Raw genomic sequence first — 25,001 nt, 5'->3', positions numbered from 1 at the left:
CACACTTCTCGCAAAAATCGTCAGGAATCGGAATCGGTGTTCTCGAACGCCATCTGGATCAGGCTGTCGACGTCCATCTCGTCGATGGATGCCGCGCTCTCCTCTCCGTCCGAGCCGTCCGATTCCTGGACGTCGTCGTGCAAACCGGCGATATCCAGCAGGATGTCCAGCACTCCGGCCTCCCGGAGTCGGGACAGCGGGACCGTGGCCAGCGCCTGGCGGATCCGCGCCTCCCCGCCTTCGGGGCCGGCCGCGTCACCGCCCGCCGGGAACAGTTCCGCGGTGAGGTGGTCCGCGAGCGCCCTCGGTGTGGGGTGGTCGAAGACCAGGGTGGCCGGCAGTCGCCGACCGGTGGCCGCGGTGAGCCGGTTGCGCAGCTCGACCGCGGTGAGGGAGTCGAACCCGAGGTCCTTGAACGAGCGGTCGGCCCTGACCTCGGCCGCCGAGGCGTGCCCGAGGGCCTCCGCCACGGTGCCGCGGACCAGGTCGAGCAGCGCCTGCCGCCGCTCCCCGTCGGTCGACCCGGCCAGCCGGGCCCGCAGTTCGGCCGCCGCGTCGGTGCCCTCGGACGCCCCGCCGTCGGCCTCGCCGGCCGCGAGGGCCAGCCGGACCTCCGGCAGGTCGCCGATCAGCGGGCTGCGGCGCAGCGCCGTGTAGCCGGGGGCGAAGCGCTCCCAGTCGACGTCGGCCACGGTGACCGACGGCTCGCCGCCGATCGCGCGGGCCAGCGCCTCGGTCGCCAACTCCTGGGTCATGCCGTTCAGTCCGCGGCGGCGCAGCTGCTCCTCCGCGTCGGCCTCGGTGGCCATCCCGGAGCCCGCCCAGGGGCCCCAGGCGATCGCCGTGGCGGCCAGGCCGCGCGAGCGGCGCCGCTCGGCCAGGGCGTCCAGGTAGGCGTTGGCGGCCGAGTAGCCGGCCTGCCCGCCGCTGCCCCAGACGCCGGCGATGGAGGAGAAGAGGACGAAGGCGTCCAGTTCGGTGTCGCCCAGCAGTTCGTCCAGGTGCGCCGCACCGGACACCTTGGCGGCCACCACCGCGGCGAAGTCCGCCGGCGCCGTCTCGGCGAGCGGCGCGGACGCGGTGGCGCCGGCGGCGTGGACGACGGCGGTGAAGGCGTGTTCGGCGAGCAGTGCCTCGACGGCCGTACGGTCGCTCACGTCGCAGGCGGCGACGGTGGCCCGGGCGCCGAGCGCGGTCAGTTCGTCGCGCAGTTCCACCGCGCCCGGGGCGTCCAGGCCGCGGCGGCTGGTGAGCACCACGTGCTCGGCGCCGTTGGCGACCAGCCAGCGGGCGACGTGCGCGCCCAGCGCGCCCGTGCCGCCGGTGACCAGGACGGTGCCGCGCGGTGCCCAGCCCGGGCCCTCGGCCCGGTCGGCCCGGACGAGTCGGCGCACGAACACGCCGTTCGCGCGTACCGCGAGCTGGTCCTCGTCGTCGAGGCCGGCCAGCACCGACAGCAGTCGGCCCTGGGCCCGCTCGTCCAGCACCTCGGGCAGGTCGACCAGACCACCCCAACGCTCCGGGTGCTCCAGCGCGACGACCCGGCCCAGACCCCACACCTGCGCCTGCGCCACGTCACGCAGCGCATCCGCACGACCAGTCGACACCGCACCGTTGGTCGCCAGCCACAACGGCGCACCGACACCGGCGTCACCGAGAGCCTGCACCAGCGTCAGCGCGACACCCGCGTCCGACACCACACCCAGCACACCCGCCACCGGGGCGCCGGCAGCCGCAGTCACCGCAGCCGCCAGCTCCGCACGCGACAGCCCGGCCGAACCCACCAACCGCACCGACACACCACGACCCGACAACGCCCCCGCACACGCCACCACCGACGCGGCCGAAACGTCCTCCGCCACCACCAGCCACGCACCGGACGGAACAGTCGCGGTGGCCTCCGGCAGGGGCTTCCACTCGACCCGGTAGCGCCAGCCGTCGACGGTGGACTCCGCCGTCCGGCGACGACGCCACTCGGACAGCACCGGCAGCACCGTGCCGAGCGAGGAGCGCAGGTCGTCGTCCCCGGAGTCCAGGGCGTCGGCCAGGGAGTGCACGTCCTCCTGCTCGACGGCGTCCCAGAACCAGCCGTCGGCCTGCTGGGTCGCACCGCCCGTACCGCCCGTACCGGCCGGCCCGGCCTCCGGCGCCGAAGAGCTCTGCAGCCAGTAGCTCTGCCGGTCGAACGCGTACGTGGGCAGCTCCACCCGCCGAGCACCGGTGTCCCGGCCCCGGACGGCCGTCCAGTCGACGGCGGCACCCCTCACATGCGCCAGGGCCGCCGCACCGACCACCGTCCGGGCCTCCGCGCGCCCGGCGCGCAGAGCCGGGGTGAACACGCCCTGCTCGACGCACTCCTGGCCCATCGCCGAGAGCACACCGTCCGGGCCCAGCTCCAGGTACGTGGTCACGCCCTGGGTCTCCAGGGTCCGCATGCCGTCGGCGAAGCGGACCGCCTGGCGCACGTGGCGCACCCAGTACTCGGGCGAGCACAGCTCCTCGGCGCTCGCCGGGGCACCCGTCACGTTCGACACGACCGGGATGCGCGGCGCCGCATAGGACAGGCCCTCCGCCACGCGACGGAAGTCGTCCAACATCCCGTCCATCAGCGGCGAGTGGAACGCGTGCGAGACGCTCAGCCGCTTGGTCTTCTCGAACTGCCCGGCGATCGCGAGGACTTCATCCTCGCCACCCGAAACCACCACGGACGTCGGGCCGTTGATCGCCGCGATGCTCACGTTCTCGGTGAGCAGCGGCAGGACGTCCGCCTCGGCGGCCTTCACCGCCACCATCGCGCCACCCTCCGGCAGCGCCTGCATCAGCCGACCGCGGGCCGCGACCAGCGCCACCGCGTCGTCCAGCGACAGCACCCCGGCGACGTGCGCGGCCGCCAGCTCGCCGATCGAGTGGCCCACCAGGAAGTCCGGACGGACCCCCCAGCTCTCGAACAGACGGAACAGCGCGGTCTCCACCGCGAACAGCGCCACCTGCGTGAACTCCGTACGGGCGAGAACCGCAGCGTCCTCCCCGAACACCGCCTCCTTCAGCGACAGTTCGACCCGGTCGCAGACCGCGTCGAACGCCTCGGCGAACACCGGGTAGGCCTCGTACAGCTCCCGGCCCATGCCAGGCCGCTGGCTGCCCTGACCGGTGAACAGGAAGGCCAGCTTCCCGCCCTCGGACATGCCCTCCACCACGCGGGCGGAACTCCGCCCGGCGGCCAGGGCGGTCAGACCGTCCAGGAACTCCGTACGGTCCCGGCCGATCACGACGGCCCGGTGCTCGAAGGTGCTGCGCCCGGCCGTCAGGGAGTGGGCGATGTCGGCGGCCCGCAGGTCGTCGTGCTCCTCCCAGTGGGCCAGCAGTCGCTGCGCCTGGTCGGCCAGGGCCTGCTCGCTGCGCGCCGACAGCACCCACGGCAGGACTGCGTCCGCCGCCTGCACGGGCTCCACCGGCTCGGCCGGGGTGCGGCCGGGCACGTCGGCCTGCTCGATGATCGTGTGGGCGTTGGTCCCGCTGATGCCGAAGGAGGAGACGGCCGCGCGACGCGGACGCCCGGTCTCCGGCCAGTCCCGGGCCTCGGTCAGCAGTTCCACCGCGCCCGCCGACCAGTCGACCTTCGGCGAACGTTCGGTCACGTGCAGGGTCTTGGGCAGCACGCCGGCCCGGAGGGCCATCACCGTCTTGATGACGCCCGCCACGCCGGCCGCCGCCTGGGCGTGGCCGATGTTGGACTTCAGCGAGCCCAGCCAGAGCGGGCGGTCGCCGCCGCGCTCCTGGCCGTAGGTGGCGAGCAGGGCCTGGGCCTCGATCGGGTCGCCCAGCGCGGTCCCGGTGCCGTGCGCCTCGACCGCGTCGATCTCGGCGGCCGACAGCCCGGCGTTGGCCAGGGCCTGGCGGATGACCCGCTGCTGCGCGGGGCCGTTGGGGGCGGTGAGCCCGTTGCTGGCGCCGTCCTGGTTGATCGCGCTGCCACGCACCACCGCGAGCACCGGGTGCCCGTTGCGCTCGGCGTCCGACAGCCGTTCCAGCAGCAGCACGCCCGCGCCCTCGGCCCAGCCGGTGCCGTCGGCGTCCGCCGAGAAGGCCTTGCAGCGGCCGTCCGAGGCGAGACCGCCCTGGCGGCCCATCTCCAGGAACATGCTCGGGCCGGCCATCACCGTCACGCCGCCCGCGAGGGCCATCGTGCACTCGCCGCTGCGCAGCGCCTGGGCGGCCCAGTGCAGCGCGACCAGCGAGGAGGAGCAGGCCGTGTCGACGGTGACCGCCGGGCCTTCAAGACCGAAGGTGTAGGCGAGTCGGCCGGAGGCCACCGAGGTGGCGTTGCCGGTCAGCAGGTGGCCCTGGAGGCCCGCCTGGTCGACGCCCTGCCCGGTCGCGTAGCCGTGCGAGGAGGCGCCGACGAAGACGCCCGTCGGGCTGCCCTTCATCGAGGACGGGTCGATGCCCGCGCGCTCGAAGGCCTCCCAGGAGGTCTCCAGCAGCAGACGCTGCTGCGGGTCCATCGCGAGGGCCTCACGCGGCGAGATCCCGAAGAACGCGGCGTCGAAGCGGTCAGCGTCGTACAGGAACCCGCCCTCGCGGGCCTGCTGGGTGCCGCTCTCGACGGCGGCCAGGGCGCTCAGGTCCCAGCCGCGGTCGGTCGGCAGCGCGCCGACCGCGTCGGTGCCGGTGGCGACCAGCTGCCACAGCTCCTCGGGGGTGCGGACACCGCCCGGGAACCGGCAGGCCATGGCGACGATCGCGATCGGGTCCTCGTCCGCGCCCGCCGTCCGGACGGCCACCGCGACGGGCTTCGCCGCCGGCCGGGCGCCGAGGAGCTCGCCCAGCAGGTGGTCCGCGAGCGCGGCGGGGTTCGGGTGGTCGAAGACCAGGGTGGCGGGCAGCCGCAGGCCGGTGGCCGTGTTGAGGCGGTTGCGCAGCTCGACCGAGGTCAGCGAGTCGAAGCCGAGGTCCTTGAACGCGCGGTCGGCGACGACGGCCTCCGCCGTGCCGTGTCCGAGGACGGCCGCCACCTGCGTCCGGACCAGGTCCAGCAGCAGGGCCTGCCGCTCGGCGCCGTCCAGGCCGTCCAGGCGCACCGCGAGCGACGAGCCCGCGGCGGCCGTGCCGCCGGCCACGGCCCGCCGGACCGTGGCCCGGACCAGGCCGCGCAGGTACGCGGGAGGCGGAGTCGTCCTCGCCTGGGCCCGCAGCGCGGGCAGGTCGAGGCGGACCGGCAGCACGGCCGGTTCGACACCGGCGCGGGCCGCGTCGAAGAGCGCCAGGCCCTCCTCCGCGCCCAGCGGCGGCACCCCGCCCCTGCTCATCCGGCGCACCTCGGCGTCGTCGAGCCGGCCGAGCATGCCGCCCTCGTGGGCCCAGGGGCCCCAGGCCATCGAGGTCGCGGGCAGGCCCAGCGCCGCGCGGTGCTGCGCCAGCGCGTCCAGGAAGACGTTCGCCGCGGCGTAGTTGCCCTGGCCGCCCGTGCCGAACAGCGCGGAGACGGAGGAGAAGAGGACGAAGTCGGTGAGGTCCTGACCGAGGGTGAGCTCGTGCAGGTGCCAGGCCGCGTCCACCTTCGGACGCAGGACCGCGTCCAGCCGCTCCGGGGTCAGCGAGGACACCAGACCGTCATCCAGGACGCCCGCCGTGTGGACCACCGCCGACAGCGACCGGCCCTCCAGCAGCGCCGCGACAGCGCCGCGGTCGGTCACGTCGCACGCGACGATCTCCGCCTCGGCACCCAACCCGGCCAGCTCGTCCCGCAGTTCGGCCGCACCCGGCGCGCCCAGACCGCGACGGCTGGTCAGCACCAGACTCCGCACCCCGTGCACCGTGACCAGGTGCCGGGCCACCAGCGAGCCCAGACCACCCGTACCACCCGTGACCAGCACCGTGCCCGTGGCGGGCGAGGGCACCGTCAGGACGACCTTGCCGACATGCCGCGCCTGACCCAGGAAGCGGAACGCCTCCGGCGCCCGGCGCACATCCCACGCAACCGTGGGCAGCGGCACCAACGCCCCCTGCCCGAACAGCTCCACCAGATGCGCCAGCATCACACCGATCTGCTCCGGACCGGCCTCGATCAGATCGAACGCCTGGTAGCGCACGCCCTCGTGGTCGGCCGCGACCACCTGCGGGTCCCGCTTGTCGGTCTTGCCCATCTCCAGGAAGCGCCCGCCGCGCGGCAGCAGCCGCAGCGAGGCGTCGACGAACTCGCCCGACAGGGAGTCCAGCACGACATCCATGCCGGCGCCGTCGGTGGCCGCCAGGAACGCGCCCTCGAAGTCCATGGTCCGGGAGTTGGCGATGTGCGCGTCGTCCAGACCCGAGGCCCGCAGGGTCTCCCACTTGCCCGGGCTCGCCGTACCGAACACCTCGGCACCCAGGTGCCGCGCCAGCTGCACCGCCGCCATCCCGACACCACCGGCGGCGGCATGCACCAGCACCCGCTCACCCGCCCGCAGACCACCCAGATCCACCAACGCGTAGTACGCCGTCAGGAACACCATCGGGACGGAGGCGGCCTGGACGTACGACCAGCCCTCGGGGATGTGGGTGAGCATGCGGTGGTCCGTCACGGCCACCGGTCCGAAGCAGCCGGTCAGCAGGCCCATCACCCGGTCGCCCGGGGCCAGGCCGGTCACGTCGGCACCGACCTCCAGGACGACGCCCGCACCCTCGCTGCCCATCCGGGCCGCGCTGTCGGGGTACATGCCCAGCGGGATCAGGACGTCGCGGAAGTTGAGGCCGGCCGCGCGGACCGCGACCCGGACCTCGTGGGCGGCCAGCGGCGCCGTGGCGTCGTCGGCCGGCCGGAGCACCAGGTGCTCCAGGGTGCCGCGCTCGATCGCGTCCAGCCGCCAGGCCGGGGCGCCCGCGGGCACCGCCAGCGCGTCACCGGTGGCCCCGCGGGCGAGCCTCGGAGCCAGCACCGCGCCTTCGCGCAGGACGAGTTGGGGCTCGCCGGCGGCCAGGGCGGCGCCCAGAGTCGCGAGCGACTCCGCCGCACCGTCCACGTCCACCAGCACCAGCCGGCCCGGGTTCTCCGTCTGCGCCGAACGCACCAGACCCCACACCGCCGCCACCGCCAGGTCCGGGCTCTCCCCCGCACCCACCGCCACCGCACCACGCGTCACCACCACCAGCCGCGAAGCGGCGAACCGCTCCTCCGCCAGCCAGCCACGCACCAGCTCCAGCACCCGCGCCACCACCGACCGGGCCGCCACCGCGCCCCCGCCGTCAACGCCACCATCGGCAGCGCCGTCCACGACCGCGACCACGACCTCGGGCACCACGGCACCCTCGTCCACCGCCGCCGCCAGCGCGGCCACATCCGCCACCTGCCGCACGCCGTCCAGCACCGGCAGATCGGTCGCGCCGAGCACGGCCCAACCACTCGTCTCCGGCGTACCGGTGACGGTGACCGGGGTCCACTCCAGGCGGAACAGCGAGTCCCGGAAGGCGTCGTTCGCCTCGGCGATGGCGTCGGCCGAGACCGGCCGCGCCACCAGCGACTCCACCGTGGCGACCGGCCGCCCGGCGGCGTCCGCCACCGTGATGGCCGTACCGTCCGCACCGGCCGGGGCCAGGTGCACCCGGACGCTCGACGCACCGGTCGCGTGGAGCGAGACGCCGGTCCACGAGAACGGCAGCCGCCCCTCGGTGTCGTCCGCGTGCCGCAGGAAGGATCCGTGCAGCGCGGCGTCCAGCACCGCCGGGTGCAGGCCGAAGGCCGACCCGTCCCCAGCCGGCTCGCCGGGCAGCGACACCTCCGCGAACACCTCCTCGCCGCGCACCCAGGCGGACCGCAGGCCCTGGAAGACCGCACCGTAGGCGAAGCCGCGCGCGGCGAACCGCTCGTAGAGGTCGCCCAGTTCGGCCCGCTCGGCACCCTGCGGCGGCCACTCCGTCAGCTCGACGCCGGCGGTCGGCTCCTGCGCCGACAGCGTGCCGGTCGCGTTCCTGGTCCACGGCTGCTCGTCGGAGGCGTCCCCGGCACGCGAGTGCACGGCCAACTGCCGCCGCCCGGAATCGTCCTGGGCCTCCACCGTGAGCTGGAGGACGACACCGCCCCGGGCGGGAAGCACCAGCGGCGCCTCCAGCGTCAGCTCGTCCAGCCGGCCGCAGCCGAGCTGGTCACCGGCGTGCAGGGCGAGCTCGACGAACGCCGTGCCCGGCAGCAGGACCGTGCCCATGATGGCGTGGTCCGCCAGCCACGGGTGGGTCGCCAGCGAGAGACGGCTGGTGAACAGGTAGCCGTCGGAGTCGGCCAGGGCGACGGCGGCACCGAGCAGCGGGTGCCCGGCCGAGACCAGCCCGGCCGAGGTGACGTCCGCCCGGGCGCCGGTCGGCGCCTGCGGCCAGTAGCGCTGGCGTTGGAAGGCGTACGTCGGCAGCTCGACCCGGTGGGCACCCGCGTCGGCGAGCACACCGTGCCAGTCCACGGCGACACCGTGGACGTGAGCGGTCGCGAGGGCCGTCAGCGCGGTCTGCGCCTCCGGGCGCTCGGCACGCAGCGCCGGGGTGAACACGCCCTGCTCGACGCACTCCTGGCCCATGGCCGAGAGCACACCGTCGGGGCCCAGCTCCAGGTACGTGGTCACGCCCTCGGCTTCGAGGGCGCGCATACCGTCGGCGAAGCGGACCGCCTGGCGCACGTGCTGGACCCAGTACTCGGGCGAGCACAGCTCGGCGGTGGCGAGCGCGCCGGTCACGTTGGAGACCACGGCGATCTGCGGCGCCGCGTAGGTCAGACCCTTCGCCACCCGGCGGAAGTCGTCCAGCATGCCGTCCATCAGCGGCGAGTGGAAGGCGTGCGAGACGTTGAGACGCTTGGTCTTCTCGAACTGCCCGGCGATCGCCAGCACTTCGGTCTCGTCACCGGAAATCACCACCGAGGAAGGACCGTTGACGGCGGCGATGCTGACGTTGTCCGTGAGCAGCGGCAGGATCTCGGCCTCGGTGGCCTTGACCGCGACCATCGCGCCACCCTCCGGCAGCGCCTGCATCAGCCGGCCGCGCGCCGCGACCAGGGTGACGGCGTCGTCCAGCGACAGCACACCGGCCACGTGGGCGGCCGCGATCTCACCGATCGAGTGGCCCACCAGGAAGTCCGGACGAACCCCCCAGCTCTCCACCAGCCGGAACAGCGCGGTCTCGATCGCGAAGAGCGCGACCTGGGTGAACTCGGTACGGGCGAGAACGGATGCGTCCTCCCCGAACACCGCTTCCTTCAGCGGCAGTTCGACCCGAGCGCAGACGGCGTCGAAGGCGTCCGCGAACACCGGGAAGGCCTCGTACAGCTCCCGGCCCATGCCCGGCCGCTGGCTCCCCTGTCCCGTGAACAGGAACGCCGTCCGCCCGGCACCCGCCGTGCCCGTGATCAGCCCGGCGGCCGTTCCGCCCTCGGCCAGCGCCGCCAGACCGCCCCGGAACGAGGCGAGGTCCTCCGCGACCACCACGGCCCGGTGGGCCAGGCCGGCCCGCGTCGTACCGAGCGCGTGGGCGAGGTCGCCGAGGTCCGACTCCTGGTCCAGGTGGGCGTCGGCGTGCTCCAGCAGCCGGGACGCCTGGTCGCGCAGGGCCCGCTCCGTGGCACCGGACAGCAGCAGCGGTCGCACGGCCGGTCCGGCCGGCCGCTCGACCTCGGTCCCGGCCACGACCGGCTCGACCGCCGGGGCCTGCTCGATGACCGTGTGGGCGTTGGTCCCGCTGATGCCGAAGGACGACACCGCCGCCCGGCGCGGGCGACCGGTCTCCGGCCACGGCCGGGCCTCGGTCAGCAGCCGGACCTCACCGGAGGCCCAGTCGATGTGCGGGGACGGCTCGTCCACGTGCAGGGTCTGCGGCAGCACACCCTCCCGCATCGCCATCACCATCTTGATGAGGCCTGCCACACCGGCGGCGGCCTGGGTGTGGCCCAGGTTGGACTTCACCGAGCCCAGCCACAGCGGGTCCCCGCTGCGCTCCTGCCCGTACGTCGCCAGCAGGGCCTGGGCCTCGATCGGGTCGCCGAGGGTGGTTCCGGTGCCGTGCGCCTCGACGGCGTCGACCTCGGCGGCCGACAGTCGGGCATCGGCCAGCGCCTCGCGGATCACCCGCTGCTGCGACGGCCCGTTCGGGGCGGTCAGCCCGTTGCTGGCACCGTCCTGGTTGACGGCGCTGCCGCGCACGACGGCCAGCACCTGGTGGCCGTTGCGCTGGGCGTCGGAGAGGCGCTCCAGCACCAGCATGCCGACGCCCTCGCCCCAGCCGGTGCCGTCGGCCGAGGCCGCGAAGGCCTTGCACAGGCCGTCGGCGGCCAGGCCGCGCTGGCGGCTGAACTCGATGAAGGCGGTCGGGGTGGCCATCACGGTGGCACCGCCGGCCAGGGCGAGCGAGCACTCGCCGCTGCGCAGCGACTGCGCGGCCAGGTGGAGCGCGACCAGTGAGGCCGAGCAGGCGGTATCCACCGTCACCGCCGGGCCCTCAAGACCGAAGGTGTAGGCGATGCGGCCCGACACGACGCTACCGGCGTTGCCGGTGCCGATGTACCCCTCGACGCTCTGCGGGTCCTGGAGCAGCAGCGCCGCGTAGTCCTGGCCGTTGGAGCCGATGAAGACGCCGGTCCGGCTGCCGCGCACCGAGGCCGGGTCGAGGCCGGCCCGCTCGAAGGCCTCCCAGGAGGTCTCCAGCAGGACGCGCTGCTGCGGGTCCATCGCCAGCGCCTCGCGCGGGCTGATGCCGAAGAAGTCGGCGTCGAACTCGGTAGCGCCGGAGAGGAATCCGGCCCGCAGGGCGTAGTGGGTGCCGGGCTGCTCGGGGTCCGGGTCGTAGAGCGCGTCGAGGTCCCAGCCGCGGTCGGTCGGGAAGGCGGTCATGCCGTCCCTGCCGTCCGTCACCAACTGCCAGAGGTCCTCCGGGGATTCGACCCCGCCGGGGAAGCGGCAGGCCATGGCGACGATCGCGATGGGCTCGTCCGCGGCGCCGGTACGGACCGCCGGCAGCGGCGCCGCGGCGCCGGTGCCGAGCAGTTCGTCGCCGAGGTGACGGGCGAGGGCCTGCGGGGTCGGGTGGTCGAAGACCAGGGTCGCGGGCAGCTTCAGGCCGGTCGCCGCGGCGAGCCGGTTGCGCAGCTCCACCGAGGTGAGCGAGCCGAAGCCGAGGTCGCGGAAGGCGCGGTCCGCACCGACCGCGTCCGGGCCGTCGTGGCCGAGGACGGTGGCGGCCTCGGCGCGGACCAGGTCGATCAGCACCCGGGCCCGCTCCGCCTCGCCGAGGCCCGCCAGACGGGCGGCGAAGGAGGAGTCGTCCGCCGGGGCGGTCGCCGTGGACAGCGCCCGGCGCACCTCGGGCAGGCCGGACAGCAGGGCGCCGGTCGGGGCGGCCGCGGCGTAGCGCTCCCAGTCGACGTCGAGCACGACCCGGACGGCGGCCGGCCGGGCGACCGCCCGGGCCAGCGCCTCGACGGCGCGCTCGGGGGCCAGCGGCGCGATACCGGCGGTACGCAGGCGCTGCTCGACGGCACCGCCGTCGGCGGCCATGCCGGAGCCCGCCCAGGGGCCCCAGGCGATGGAGGTGGCGGGCAGGCCGGCGGCCCGGCGCTGCTCGGCGAGCGCGTCCAGGTAGGCGTTGGCCGCCGCGTAGTTGCCCTGACCGGCGGACCCGAGGGCGCCGGCGACGGAGGAGAAGAGGACGAAGGCGTCCAGGTCCAGCCCGGCCGTCAGCTCGTGCAGAAGGCAAGCCGACTCGGCCTTGGCCCGCAGCACCGCCGCGAACCGCTCCGGCGTCAGCGACTCCACCACACCGTCGTCCAGCACACCGGCCGTGTGCACCACGGCCGACACCGGGAACTCCGCCAACAGCTCCGAGACCGCCGCACGGTCGCTGACGTCACAGGCCACCACGCTCGCCTGTACGCCCAACCCGGCCAGCTCGTCCCGCAGTTCGACGGCCCCGGGGGCCTCCAGCCCGCGCCGGCTCGTCAGCACCACATGACCGGCACCGTTCACCGCCAGCCAGCGGGCCACGTGCCCACCCAGCGCACCGGTACCACCGGTGACCAGCACGGTGCCCGACGGACGCCAGGCCTCACCCGCCACACCCGCAGCCGACACCCGCGCCAGACGACGCACGAACACACCACTCGCCCGCACCGCGACCTGGTCCTCGCCGCCGACACCCGCCAGCACCGACACCAGCCGCTCAGCGCCACGCCGGTCCAACACCTCCGGCAGGTCCACCAGACCGCCCCAGCGACCCGGCAGCTCCAGGCCCGCACTGCGCCCCAGACCCCAGACCATCGCCTGGGCGGCCGAACGCAGCCGGTCACCCGTCCCGTCGACCGTGACCGCCCCGGAGGTCGCCGCCCACAGCGGCGCTTCGAGGCCGGCGTCGCCCAGGGCCTGGAGCAGGCCGAGGGTGCCACCGAGTCCACGGGTCGCCCCGGGAACGGCCTCGTCCTCGTCGGCGAGCGCCAGCAGCGAGAACACGCCGTCGAGACCGCTGTCGGCCTCGGTGCGCAGAAGCTCCGCCAGCGCCTGCCGGTCAGTGTCCTCGCCGGACAGCGTGACGTGCCGTACGTCGAGACCGTGCTCCGTCAGCGCCGCGACCGAGTCCGCGACCAGGCTCCCGTTCACGCAGTCGGCCGGGGAAACGACGAGCCAGCGGCCGGACACCGCACCGGCGGACCGGTCGGCGGTGCGCTCCCAGCCGATGCCGTAGCTCAGCCGGTCGTCGACCAGGGGCTCGGGCAGCCGGGGCCAGTACAGCTCGCGCTGGAAGGCGTAGGTCGGGAGCGCGGCCGCCACCGACGGCGCCGGGTCGAGCAGCGCCGTCCAGTCGGGCGTCCGGCCGGCGACGTACAGCTCGGTGAGCGCGGCCAGGGCGGTCGCGGTCTCCGGGCGCTCGGCGCGCAGAGCGGGTGCGAACACGCCCTGCTCGACGCACTCCTGGCCCATGGCCGAGAGCACACCGTCGGGGCCCAGCTCGACAAAGGTGGTGACACCCTCGGACTCGAGGACCCGCATGCCGTCGGCGAAGCGGACGGCCTCGCGGACGTGCCGCACCCAGTACTCGGGCGAGCACAGCTCCTCGGCCGTCGCGACGGAGCCGGTGACGTTGGAGACCACCGGAATCGTCGGCTCGACGTAGCTCAGGCCCTCCGCGATCCGCCGGAAGTCGTCCAGCATGCCGTCCATCAGCGGGGAGTGGAAGGCGTGCGAGACGTTGAGACGCTTGGTCTTCTCGAACTGCCCGGCGATCGCCAGCACTTCGGACTCGTCGCCCGAAATCACCACGGAGGAAGGCCCGTTGACGGCCGCGATGCTCACCTGGGCGGTCAGCAGCGGCAGGATCTCGGCCTCGGTGGCCTTGACCGCGACCATCGCGCCGCCCTCGGGCAGCGCCTGCATCAGCCGGCCACGCGCCGCGACCAGCGCCACCGCGTCGTCCAGCGACAGCACACCCGCGACGTGCGCGGCCGCGATCTCTCCGATCGAGTGGCCCACCAGGAAGTCCGGACGCACACCCCAGCTCTCCACCAGCCGGAACAGCGCGGTCTCCACCGCGAACAGCGCCAGCTGGGTGAACTCCGTACGGGCCAGGACGTCCGCGTCCTCGCCGAACACGGCCTCCCGCAGCGGAAGTTCGACCCGCGCGCACACGGCGTCGAAGGCGTCCGCGAACACCGGGTACGCCTCGTACAGCTCACGTCCCATCCCCGGACGCTGGCTCCCCTGCCCAGTGAACAGGAACGCCGTCCGCCCGGCACCCGCCGTGCCCGTGACCAGCCCGGCGGCCGTACCGCCCTCGGCCAGCGCCCGCAGGGCGGATCCGAGCGCGTCGCGGCTGTCCGCCACCACGGCGGCGCGGTGCTCGAAGGCGGTCCGCCCGGTGGACAGCGCCCGCGCGGTGTCGGTCAGGCTCAGCCCGGGGTCGGCGTCCAGGTGGTCGAGCAGTCGGCGGGCCTGGGCGCGCAGCGCGGCACCGGTCCGGGCGGACAGCACGACGGGCACCGTCCGGCCGTCCTCGCCGGAGTCCTCGTGCACCGCCTGTCCGGCGTCCGGCAGGCCGGCCGGGGCCTGTTCGACGATCACGTGCGCGTTGGTCCCGCTGACGCCGAAGGCGGACACGCCGAACCGTCGGGGCCGGCCGGGCTCCGGCCAGGGCCGCGCCTCGGTCAGCAGCTCGACGGCGCCGGAGGTCCAGTCGACCTCGGGGGTCGGTTCGTCGACGTGCAGGGTGCGCGGCAGCACGCCCTCCCGCATCGCCATGACCATCTTGATGAGGCCCGCGACACCGGCGGCGGCCTGGGTGTGGCCCAGGTTGGACTTCACCGAGCCCAGCCACAGCGGCTCCCCGGTGCGCTCCTGCCCGTACGTCGCCAGCAGGGCCTGCGCCTCGATCGGGTCGCCCAGCACCGTGCCCGTGCCGTGTGCCTCGACGGCGTCGACCTCGGCGGCCGACAGCCCGGCGCCGGCCAGCGCCGCGCGGATCACCCGCTGCTGCGACGGCCCGTTGGGGGCGGTCAGCCCGTTGCTGGCACCGTCCTGGTTGACGGCACTGCCGCGCACGACGGCCAGCACCTGGTGGCCGTTGCGCTGGGCGTCGGAGAGGCGCTCCAGCACCAGCATGCCGACGCCCTCGCCCCAGCCCGTCCCGTCGGCCGAGGCCGCGAAGGCCTTGCAGCGGCCGTCCTCGGCGAGGCCGCGCTGGCGGCTGAACTCCACGAAGGCGGCCGGCGTCGACATGACGGCCACGCCGCCGGCCAGGGCGAGCGAGCACTCGCCGTTGCGCAGCGACTGCGCGGCCAGGTGGAGCGCGACCAGTGAGGAGGAGCAGGCGGTGTCCACCGTCACCGCCGGGCCCTCGAGACCGAAGGAGTAGGAGAGCCGGCCGGACAGCACGCTTCCGGCGTTGCCGGTCATCAGGTAGCCCTCCAGGTCCTCGTCGGACTGCTGGAGGAGGGTCACGTAGTCGTTGCTGTTGGTGCCGACGAAGACGCCGGTCCGGCTGCCGCGCAGGGACTGCGGGTCGAGGCCGGCCCGCTCGAAGGCCTCCCAGGAGGTCTCCAGCAGCAGCCGCTGCTGCGGGTCCATGGCGAGCGCCTCGCGCGGCGGGATGCCGAAGAACGCGGCGTCGAACTCGCCCGCCTCGTGCAGGAATCCGCCCTCGCGGGCGTAGAAGGTGCCCTTGCGGTCCGGGTCCGGGTGGTAGAGCGCGTCGAGGTCCCAGCCACGGCCGGTGGGCAGGCCGGTGACGACGTCGCCCTCGGCGGCGATCAGCCGCCACAGGGCCTCGGGGCTGTCCACGCCGCCGGGGAAGCGGCAGGACATGGCCACGATCGCGATCGGGTCCTCGTCCGCCGCCGTCGCGGGGAGCTGCCCGGCCGTGCCGGACTCGGCGGTGTCGGACTCGGCGGTGTCGGGGAGGAGTTCGTCGGTGAGCCGGTCGGCGAGCGCCGCCGGGGTCGGGTGGTCGTAGACCAGGCTGGCGGGCAGCTTGAGGCCGGTGGCGGCGCTCAGGCGGTTGCGCAGCTCGACGGCGGTCAGCGAGTCGAAGCCCAGCTCCTTGAAGGCCCTGGTCTCGCCGACGGCGTCGGCGCCCGCGTGGCCGAGCACGGCCGCGACGTGTTCCCGGACCAGTTCCAGGGTCGCCGTCCGGGCCTCGGGCCGGGAGAGCCCGCGCATCCGGTGCGGGGCCGAGGCGTCCTCGCCCCCGGCGGCGGTCGCGGTGCCCCGGGCCGGGGTGGCCGGGGCGGCCTCCGGAAGGTCCGCGAGCAGCGGGCTGGGCCGGGTCGCGGTGAAGCCGGGGACGAAGCGCTCCCAGTCGACGTCGACCACCGAGACCGCGCCGTGGCCCTGCGCCAGGCAGCGCTCCAGCGCGGCGAGTGCCTGCGCCGGCGGCATAGCCGGGACTCCGGTGCGGGCCAGCCGGGCCCGCACGGCCGCGTCGTCGGTGGCCATGCCGCCGCCGTCCCAGGCGCCCCAGGCGATGGAGGTGGCGGGCAGGCCGGCGGCCCGGCGCTGCTCGGCGAGCGCGTCCAGGTAGGCGTTGGCCGCCGCGTAGTTGCCCTGACCGGGGGCGCCGAAGGTCCCGGCGGTGGAGGAGAAGAGGACGAAGGCGTCCAGGTCCAGCCCGGCCGTCAACTCGTGCAGAAGGCGCGCCGACTCGGCCTTGGCCCGCAGCACCGCCGCGAACCGCTCCGGCGTCAGCGACTCCACCACACCGTCGTCCAGCACACCCGCCGTGTGCACCACGGCCGACACCGGGAACTCCGCCAACAGCTCCGAGACCGCCGCACGGTCGCTCACATCACAGGCCACCACGCTCACCTGAGCGCACAACCCGGCCAGCTCGTCCCGCAGTTCAACAGCCCCGGGGGCGTCCAGCCCGCGCCGGCTCGTCAACACCAGGTGCTGAGCACCGTTCACCGCCAGCCAACGAGCCACATGCCCACCCAGCGCACCGGTACCACCGGTGACCAGCACGGTGCCCGACGGACGCCAGGCCTCACCCGCCACACCCGCAGCCGACACCCGCGCCAGACGACGCACGAACACACCACTCGCCCGGACCGCGACCTGGTCCTCGCCGCCGACACCCGCCAGCACCGACACCAGCCGCTCACCGGCACGCCGATCCACCACCTCGGGCAGGTCCACCAGACCGCCCCAGCGACCCGGCAGCTCCAGGCCCGCACTGCGCCCCAGACCCCAGACCATCGCCTGGGCCGGGTCGGCCGGCCGGTCGCCGTGCCCGGCGCAGACCGCACCCCGGGTAACCGTCCAGAGCCGGGCGGCGGTCAGCTCGGCGTCGGCCGTCGCCTGCAGCAGCGTCGCGGTCGCGGCGGTCCCCAGCGGCACCACCGTCTGCTCGGGGTGGGTGCCCTCGGCGAGGGCGAGCAGCGACAGGACCAGCTCCGCCGCCGGAGCGTCCGCCGAGGCGGCGCGCAGCAGTTCGGCCAGGTCGGCGCGGCTCGCGGCCGGGTCGGCCACCAGGGTGCGGACGTCCGTGCCGTGGTCGGCGAGCGCCCGGAGCACCCCGGTGACGACCGGGTCCTGCTCGTGCCCGGCCGGAACGACGGCCAGGCAGCCCGCTACCGGGGCGGCCGGGGCGAGCTGGTCGAGAGGGCGCCAGGTGGCGCGGTAGAACCAGCCGTCGAGCAGGGACTGCTTCCGGCGCTCCGAGCGCCAGTTCGACAGCGCGGGCAGGACGGAGTCCAGAGAAGCGCCGGCGTCGACGGCGAGCGTCCGCGCCACGGCTGCCACGTCCCCGGCCTCGACGCTCTGCCAGAAGTCGGTGTCCGCCGGGTCCGCCGCCGGCGCTGCGGGGGCGACGGTGCGGCGGCGCGGCCAGAAGCGCTGCCGGTCGAACGGGTAGGTCGGCAGCTCGACGGTCCGGCCGCCGGTCAGCGCCGTCCAGTCGAGGCCGTGACCGGCGACGAACGCGGTGGCCGGCGCGGCCAGGGCGGTCGCGGTCTCCGGGCGCTCGGCGCGCAGAGCGGGCGCGAACACGCCCTGCTCGACGCACTCCTGGCCCATGGCCGACAGCACACCGTCGGGGCCCAGCTCGACAAAGGTGGTGACACCCTCGGACTCGAGGGCCCGCATGCCGTCGAGGAAGCGGACGGCCTCGCGGACGTGCCGCACCCAGTACTCGGGCGAGCACAGCTCCTCGGCCGTCGCGACGGAGCCGGTGACGTTGGAGACCACCGGAATCGTCGGCTCGGCGTAGCTCAGGCCCTCGGCGACGGCCCGGAACTCCGCCAGCATGCCGTCCATCAGCGGGGAGTGGAACGCGTGGCTGACGTGCAGCCGCTTGGTCTTCTCGAACTGCCCGGCGATGGCGAGGACTTCATCCTCGTCGCCGGAAATCACCACGGAGGCAGGTCCGTTGACGGCCGCGATGCTCACCTGAGCGGTCAGCAGCGGCAACACCTCGGCCTCGGAGGCCTTGACCGCGACCATCGCGCCACCCTCGGGCAGCGCCTGCATCAGCCGACCACGCGCCGCGACCAGCGCCACCGCGTCGTCCAGCGACAGCACACCCGCGACGTGCGCGGCCGCGATCTCTCCGATCGAGTGGCCCACCAGGAAGTCCGGACGCACACCCCAGCTCTCGAAGAGCCGGAACAGCGAAACCTCGACGGCGAACAGCGCGAGCTGCGTGAACTCCGTACGGGCGAGAACCGCAGCGTCTTCCCCGAACACCGCCTCCTTCAGGGGCAGTTCGACCCGCTCGCAGACCGCGTCGAAGGCGTCCGCGAACACCGGGTACGCCTCGTACAGCTCACGCCCCATCCCAGGACGCTGGCTCCCCTGCCCCGTGAACAGGAACGCCAGCTTCCCGCCGCGCACCGCGCCCTGGACGAGGTTCGGCGCGGACCCCCCGCGGGCCAGCGCCTCCAGCCCCGCGTCCAGAGCGGCCCGGTCGTCCGCCAGCACCACCGCACGCTGCTCGAAGGCCGTCCGAGCGGCCAACGAGCTTGCCACGTCCGGGAGTTCTACCTCCAGGCCGCGGGCGAGGAAGGTCCGGAGCCGGCCCGCCTGCTCGCGCAGGCCGCGGGCGTCCTTCGCGGTGAGCACGAACGGCCGCACGCCGCCGTCCGTCCGGGGCTCCTGCCCGGTCTCCTCGGTGTCCGCGGCGTCCTCGGCCGGGGCCTGCTCGATGATGACGTGCGCGTTGGTCCCGCTGATGCCGAAGGACGACACCGCCGCCCGGCGCGGACGACCGGTCTGCGGCCACGGTCGGCTCTCGGTCAGCAGCTCGACGGCGCCGGAGGCCCAGTCGACGTGCGGCGACGGCTCGTCCACGTGCAGGGTCTTCGGCAGGACGCCGGCCCGGATCGCGTGGACCATCTTGATGATGCTCGCGGCGCCGGCGGCGGCCTGGGTGTGGCCGATGTTGGACTTCACCGAGCCGAGCCAGAGCGGCTCGCCGCCCTCCCCGCGCTCCTGCCCGTAGGTGGCGAGCAGCGCCTGGGCCTCGATCGGGTCGCCCAGCGCCGTGCCGGTGCCGTGGGCGTCGACCGCGTCGATCTGGTGGGCCGCGAGGTTGGCCACGGCCAGGGCCTGGCGGATCACCCGTCGCTGGGACGGGCCGTTCGGGGCGGTCAGGCCGTTGCTGGCACCGTCCTGGTTGACGGCGGAGCCGCGCACCACCGCGAGCACCGGGTGTCCGTTGCGGCGGGCGTCCGACAGCTTCTCCAGCAGCAGCACGCCGACGCCCTCGCCGGCGCCGAAGCCGTCGGCGGCGGCCGCGAAGGCCTTGCAGCGGCCGTCCGCCGCCAGCCCGCGCTGGCGGCTGAACTCGACCAGCATCTGCGCGGTGGACATCACCGCGACGCCGCCGGCCAGGGCCATGGTGCACTCGCCGCCGCGCAGGGCCTGGGCGGCGAGGTGCAGGGCGACCAGCGAGGAGGAGCAGGCGGTGTCGACGGTGACGGCCGGGCCCTCAAGCCCGAAGGCGTACGAGAGCCGGCCGGAGGCGACGCTCGCGGTGTTGCCGGTGCCGACGTAGCCCTCGACGTCCTCGCCGGACTCCTGCAGCACGGTGGCGTAGTCGTGGAAGGTCATGCCGACGAAGACGCCGGTCCGGCTGCCGCGCAGCGACCGCGGGTCGATGCCGGCCCGCTCGAAGGCCTCCCAGGAGGTCTCCAGCAGCAGGCGCTGCTGCGGGTCCATGGCGAGCGCCTCACGCGGGTTGATCCCGAAGAACGCCGGGTCGAACTCGCCCGCGCCGTCGAGGAATCCGCCGTCCACCACGTAGCTGGTGCCGGGGTGATCCGGGTCGGGGTGGTGGAGGGCGTCGAGGTCCCAGCCGCGGTCGGCGGGGATCCGGGCGACGGCGTCCCGCCCGTCGCGGACCAGCTCCCACAGGTCGTCGGGGCCGCGGACGTCGCCGGGGTAGCGGCAGCCCAGGGCGACGATCGCGATCGGCTCGTCGGCCGCGGACTCCAGCTCGTGCAGGCGGCGGCGCGTCGACTGGAGGTCGGCGGTCGCCTTCCTGAGGTAGCCGAGCAGCTTGTCCTGAGCGTCCATCGTGGGCGTACCCTCCGGGTTGTGCGGTCCTGCGGCGCGGTTCACGGCGTCTTCGGTCGTCACGACATCCCCAGCTCGTTGTCGAGGAGCGCGAAGAGTTCGTCGGCCGTGGCGGTGGCCGTGTCCAGCACGTTCGTTTCGGCGTCCGCCTCGGTCTCGGCGAAGCGGGCGGTCCAGCGGGAGAGCATCCGCTGGAGTCGGGCGGTCACCGCGTCGGCGGTCTCCCGGTCGGCGGCGAGGTCGCCGAGTTCGGCGTCCAGGCGTTCGAGGTCGGCGAGCGCCGCGGTCTCCCGGTCCGGCTGGGTGCCGAGGAGTTCGGTCAGCAGGTGGTCGGCCAGCACGGCCGGCGTCGGGTGGTCGAAGACCAGGGTGGCGGGGAGCTTGACGCCGATCGCGGCGGTCAGGCGGTTGCGCATCTCGACGGCGGTGAGGGAGTCGAAGCCGAGGTCCCGGAAGGCCCGGGTCGGGTCGACGGCCTCGGCGGAGGCGTGCCCCAGGACGCCGGCGGTGCGGGTGCGGACCAGGTCGAGCAGCGCCCCGGACCGGTCGGCGGCGGGCAGCGCCGCCAGCCGCGCGGCGAAGGAGGCCGGGTCGGCGCCGTCGGTGTTCGCCGACTCGGCCGGACGCCGGTCGAGCATCCGGGCGACCTCGGGCACCTCGCTGATCAGCGGCCGGACGTGGCCGGCTCCGAACGCCGGGACGAAGCGGTCCCAGGCGATGTCGGCGACGGCGAGGAACACCTCCCGGGCGTCCAGGGCCTGCTGGAGCACGGTGACCGCCAGTTCGGGGACCAGCTCGCCGCTGCCGCGCCGGCGCAGCGAAGACTCGACCGCGCCCTCGGCCATGCCGCCGCCGGCCCAGTGGCCCCAGGCCAGCGAGGTGGCGGGCAGCCCGTCGGCCCGGCGCTGCTCGGCGAGCGCGTCCAGGAAGGCGTTGCCGGGGGCGTAGTTGCCCTGGCCGGCGAGGCCGAAGGTGCCGGCGAACGAGGAGAACAGGACGAAGGCCGAGAGGTCCAGCCCGCGGGTCAGCTCGTCCAGGTTGCGGGCGGCGGTGACCTTGACGGCGAGCGCGCGGGCGACCTGGTCGACGGTGAGCGCGTCGAGCAGGTTGTCGTCGACGATCGCGGCCGTGTGGACCACCGCCGTGAGCGGGGCGCGCTCCGGGATCCCGGCGAGCAGCCGGGCCAGGTCGTCGCGGTCCGCGACGTCGCAGGCCACCGCCTCGGCGCGGGTGCCGAGGGCGGCGAGCTCCTCGACCAGCTCGGCCGCGCCCGGGGCCTCGGCGCCCCGGCGGCTGACCAGCAGCAGGTCCCGGGCGCCGTTGGCGGCCAGCCAGCGGGCGACGTGCCCGCCGAGCGCGCCGGTGCCGCCGGTGACCAGCACGGTGCCCTCGGGGCGCCAGGCCTCGGTGACCGCCGACGGGTCGAACGGCGCGGGCAGCAGCCGGCGGCCGAAGACGCCCTCCGGGCGGACCGCCAGCTGGTCCTCGGCGCCGGCGCCGGTGAGCGCCCCTGCCAGCCGGGCCGCCAGGGCGGCGTCACCCTCGGGGTCGGCCGGGACGTCGACCAGACCGCCCCAGCGCTGCGGGTGCTCCTGGGCCACCACCCGGCCGAAGCCCCAGACCAGGGCCTGCGCGGGGTTCGCCAGCCGCTCCTGCGGGCCGGTGGCGACGGCGCCCGCGGTGAGCAGCCGCAGCGGCGCGTCCACGTCCGCGTCACCGAGTGCCTGGACCAGGGCGAGGTTGCCCGCCAGGCCCGCCGGGACCACCGGGTGGTCCGGCAGCGGCCGCTCGTCCAGGGCGAGCAGCGACAGTACGCCGGAGACCTCCGGCGCACCGGCGAGCGCCGCGCGCAGCCGCTCCGCGACGGCCGCCCGGTCCGCACCGGCCGGCAGGGCGCAGCGGAGCAGGGCGGCACCCGATCCGGTCAGCGCGGCGAGCACCGACTCGGCCCGCGGACCGGCCGGCTCGGGGACGGCCACCAGCCAGGTGCCGGACAGGCGCCCGTCGGGAACGCCGTCCAGCTGCCGCCAGGCGGCCCGGTAGCGCCAGGAGTCGACCACCGAGCGCTCCTGCTCGGCGCGGTGCCAGGAGGTCAGCAGCGGCAGCAGCGTCCGGAGGGACTCCTCGGCCTCGTCCCCGGTGAGCCCCAGGGCGCCGGCCAGCCCGGCGGCGTCCGCGTCGTCGACGGCCGTCCAGAAGCGCTGCTCGCCGGGGGTGCCCGCGCGGAACGGTTCGTCCTCCTGGTCCGGGACGAGCCAGTAGCGGTCGCGCTGGAAGGGGTAGGTGGGCAGGTCGACGCGGCGGGCGCCCTGGAACCGGGCGGTCCAGTCGACGGTGGCGCCGTTGGACCAGGCCTCGGCGAGCGCGGTCAGGAAGCGCTCCCGGCCGCCGTGGTCGCGGCGCAGGGTGCCCTGGACCGTGGCCTCGGCATTGGCGGCGTCGATGGACTCCTGGATGCCGACGGTCAGCACCGGGTGGGCGCTCACCTCGACGAACTGCGAGTGGCCCGAGGCCAGCAGGGCCTCGATGATGTTGCCGAACTCCACCGTCTGGCGCAGGTTGCGGTACCAGTAACCGCCGTCCAGCGCCGCCGAGTCGATCAACTCACCTGTCACGGTGGAGTGGAACGGAACCTCCGGAACGCGCGGGGCGACCGGGGCCAGCAGCTCCGCGAGACGGGCCTCGATGCGCTCGACGTGCGCCGAGTGCGAGGCGTAGTCCACCGCGATCCGACGCGCCCGGACCTCCTGCCCGGTGCAGTGCTCCATCAGCTCGTCCAGGGCACCGGCGTCACCGGAAACCACCACCGAGCTCGGGCCGTTGACCGCAGCGATCGAGATTCCCTCACGGCCCTCCAGGAGTTCACGCACCTGCTCGGCGGACAGCGGGACGGACACCATCCCGCCCAGGCCCGACAGCTCGATGATCGCCTGGCTGCGCAGCGCCACCACCAGCGCCGCGTCCTCCAGGGAGAGGGCACCCGACACCGCAGCGGCGGCGATCTCGCCCTGCGAGTGCCCCACCACCGCCGACGGCTCCACACCGTACGAACGCCACAGCTCGGCGAGCGAGACCATCACGGCGAACAGCACCGGCTGGACCACGTCCACCCGCTCCATCCAGCCGCCGTCCTCACCCGCGACGACCTCCAGCAGCTCCCAATCCACGTACAGGGACAGCGCCTTGGCACACTCCTCCATCCGGGAACGGAACACCGGCTCATCCGCCAGCAACCCCTGCGCCATGCCCAGCCACTGCGAACCCTGCCCCGGGAACACGAACACCGGCCCACCGGTCGCCCGGGCCGTGCCCTGGACCAGCTGAGCCACCTGCTCACCGTCGGCGAGTGCGGCGAGACCGGCGAACAGGTCCGCCTTCCCCGCGCCGACGACCACCGCGCGGTGCTCGAACACCGAACGGGCCGTCGCCAGGGTGTAGCCGACATCCGCCGGCCGCTCGCCCCCGGCCACCGCCAGCAGCAGTCGGGCCTGCTCCCGCAGCGCCGCCTCGCTGCGGGCCGAGAGCGGCCACGGCACCACACCGCCGGCCCCCGCCGCCTCGTCGGCCTCCGCGGGTTCCGCCGCGGGCTCCTCCTCCAGCACCACGTGGGCGTTGGTCCCGCTGACCCCGAAGGACGAGACGGCGGCCCGACGCGGGCGCTCGCCCGCCGGCCAGTCCCGGGCCTCGGTCAGCAGCTCGACCGCGCCGGAGGCCCAGTCCACGTGCGGCGACGGCTGGTCGACGTGCAGGGTGCGCGGCAGCACGCCGTGCCGCATCGCCATCACCATCTTGATGACGCCCGCCACACCGGCGGCGGCCTGGGTGTGGCCGATGTTGGACTTCACCGAGCCCAGCCAGAGCGGGTCCCCGGTGCGCTCCTGGCCGTAGGTGGCGAGCAGCGCCTGGGCCTCGATCGGGTCGCCGAGGACCGTGCCGGTGCCGTGCGCCTCGACCACGTCCACCTGGTCCGCCGTCAGGCGGGCGGCGGCCAGCGCGGCGCGGATGACGCGCTGCTGGGCGGGGCCGTTGGGGGCGGTGAGGCCGTTGCTGGCACCGTCCTGGTTGATCGCCGAGCCGCGCACGACCGCCAGCACCTGGTGGCCGTTGCGGCGGGCGTCCGACAGCTTCTCCAGCAGCAGCACGCCCGCGCCCTCGCCCCAGCCGGTGCCGTCGGCCGCGGCGGCGAACGGCTTGCAGCGGCCGTTCTCGGCCAGCGCCCGCTGGCGGCTGAACTCGACGAAGGGCAGCGGGGTGGCCATCACGGTGACGCCGCCCGCGAGCGCCATGGTGCACTCGCCGGCCCGCAGCGCGCGCACGGCAAGGTGCAGGGCGACCAGGGAGGCGGAGCAGGCGGTGTCGACGGACACGGCCGGGCCCTCAAGTCCGAGGGTGTAGGAGATGCGGCCGGAGACGACGCTGGCGGCGTTGCCGGTGGCGAGGTAGCCCTCGACGTCCTCGGGCAGCTTGCGCGCGCCCTTGGCGTACTCCTGGCCGTTGGTGCCGACGTAGACGCCGACCCGGGTGCCGCGCACCGAGGACGGGGCGATGCCCGCGCGCTCGAAGGCCTCCCAGGAGGTCTCCAGCAGCAGCCGCTGCTGCGGGTCCATGGCGAGGGCCTCGCGCGGGGAGATGCCGAAGAAGCCCGCGTCGAACCCGCCCGCGGCGTCCAGGAACGCGCCCTCGCGGACGTGGCTGGTGCCGGGGTGGTCCGGGTCCGGGTGGTAGAGCGCGTCGAGGTCCCAGCCGCGGTCGGCCGGGAAGCCGGCGATGGCGTCCCGTTCGTCCGCGACCAGACCCCACAGCTGCTCGGGGGTGTCGATCCCGCCCGCGTAGCGGCAGCTCATGGCGACGATCGCGATGGGCTCGGACTCCCGCTCGTCCGCCTCGCGCAGGCGCTCGTGGGCCTCGCTCAGCTCGACCGTGACCCGCTTGAGGTACTCGCGGAGCTTGTCTTCATTCGCCATCGGGAAGTCCACCTGCCGGAGTCGTCTGGAG

General features: G+C 74.9%; 2 protein-coding genes. Both read right to left on the bottom strand.

Annotation, left to right across the window (positions count from 1 at the left end):
- Positions 1 to 20 precede the first annotated feature (20 nt).
- Positions 21 to 20,051, bottom strand: coding sequence for a type I polyketide synthase (locus tag ACGF0D_RS00045; protein ID WP_392913511.1), 20,031 nt, complete (start codon positions 20,049 to 20,051; stop codon positions 21 to 23).
- 14 nt (positions 20,052 to 20,065) lie between these two features.
- Positions 20,066 to 24,970, bottom strand: a complete 4,905-nt coding sequence (locus ACGF0D_RS00040) for a type I polyketide synthase (RefSeq protein ID WP_392913158.1) — start codon at positions 24,968 to 24,970, stop codon at positions 20,066 to 20,068.
- Positions 24,971 to 25,001 lie beyond the last annotated feature (31 nt).

It is taken from the genome of Kitasatospora sp. NPDC048298 (genome assembly GCF_043201465.1).
GTDB lineage: Bacteria > Actinomycetota > Actinomycetes > Streptomycetales > Streptomycetaceae > Kitasatospora.
The sequence above is the reverse complement of the archived record's forward strand: the minus strand, read 5'-3'. Positions and strand labels throughout refer to the sequence as shown.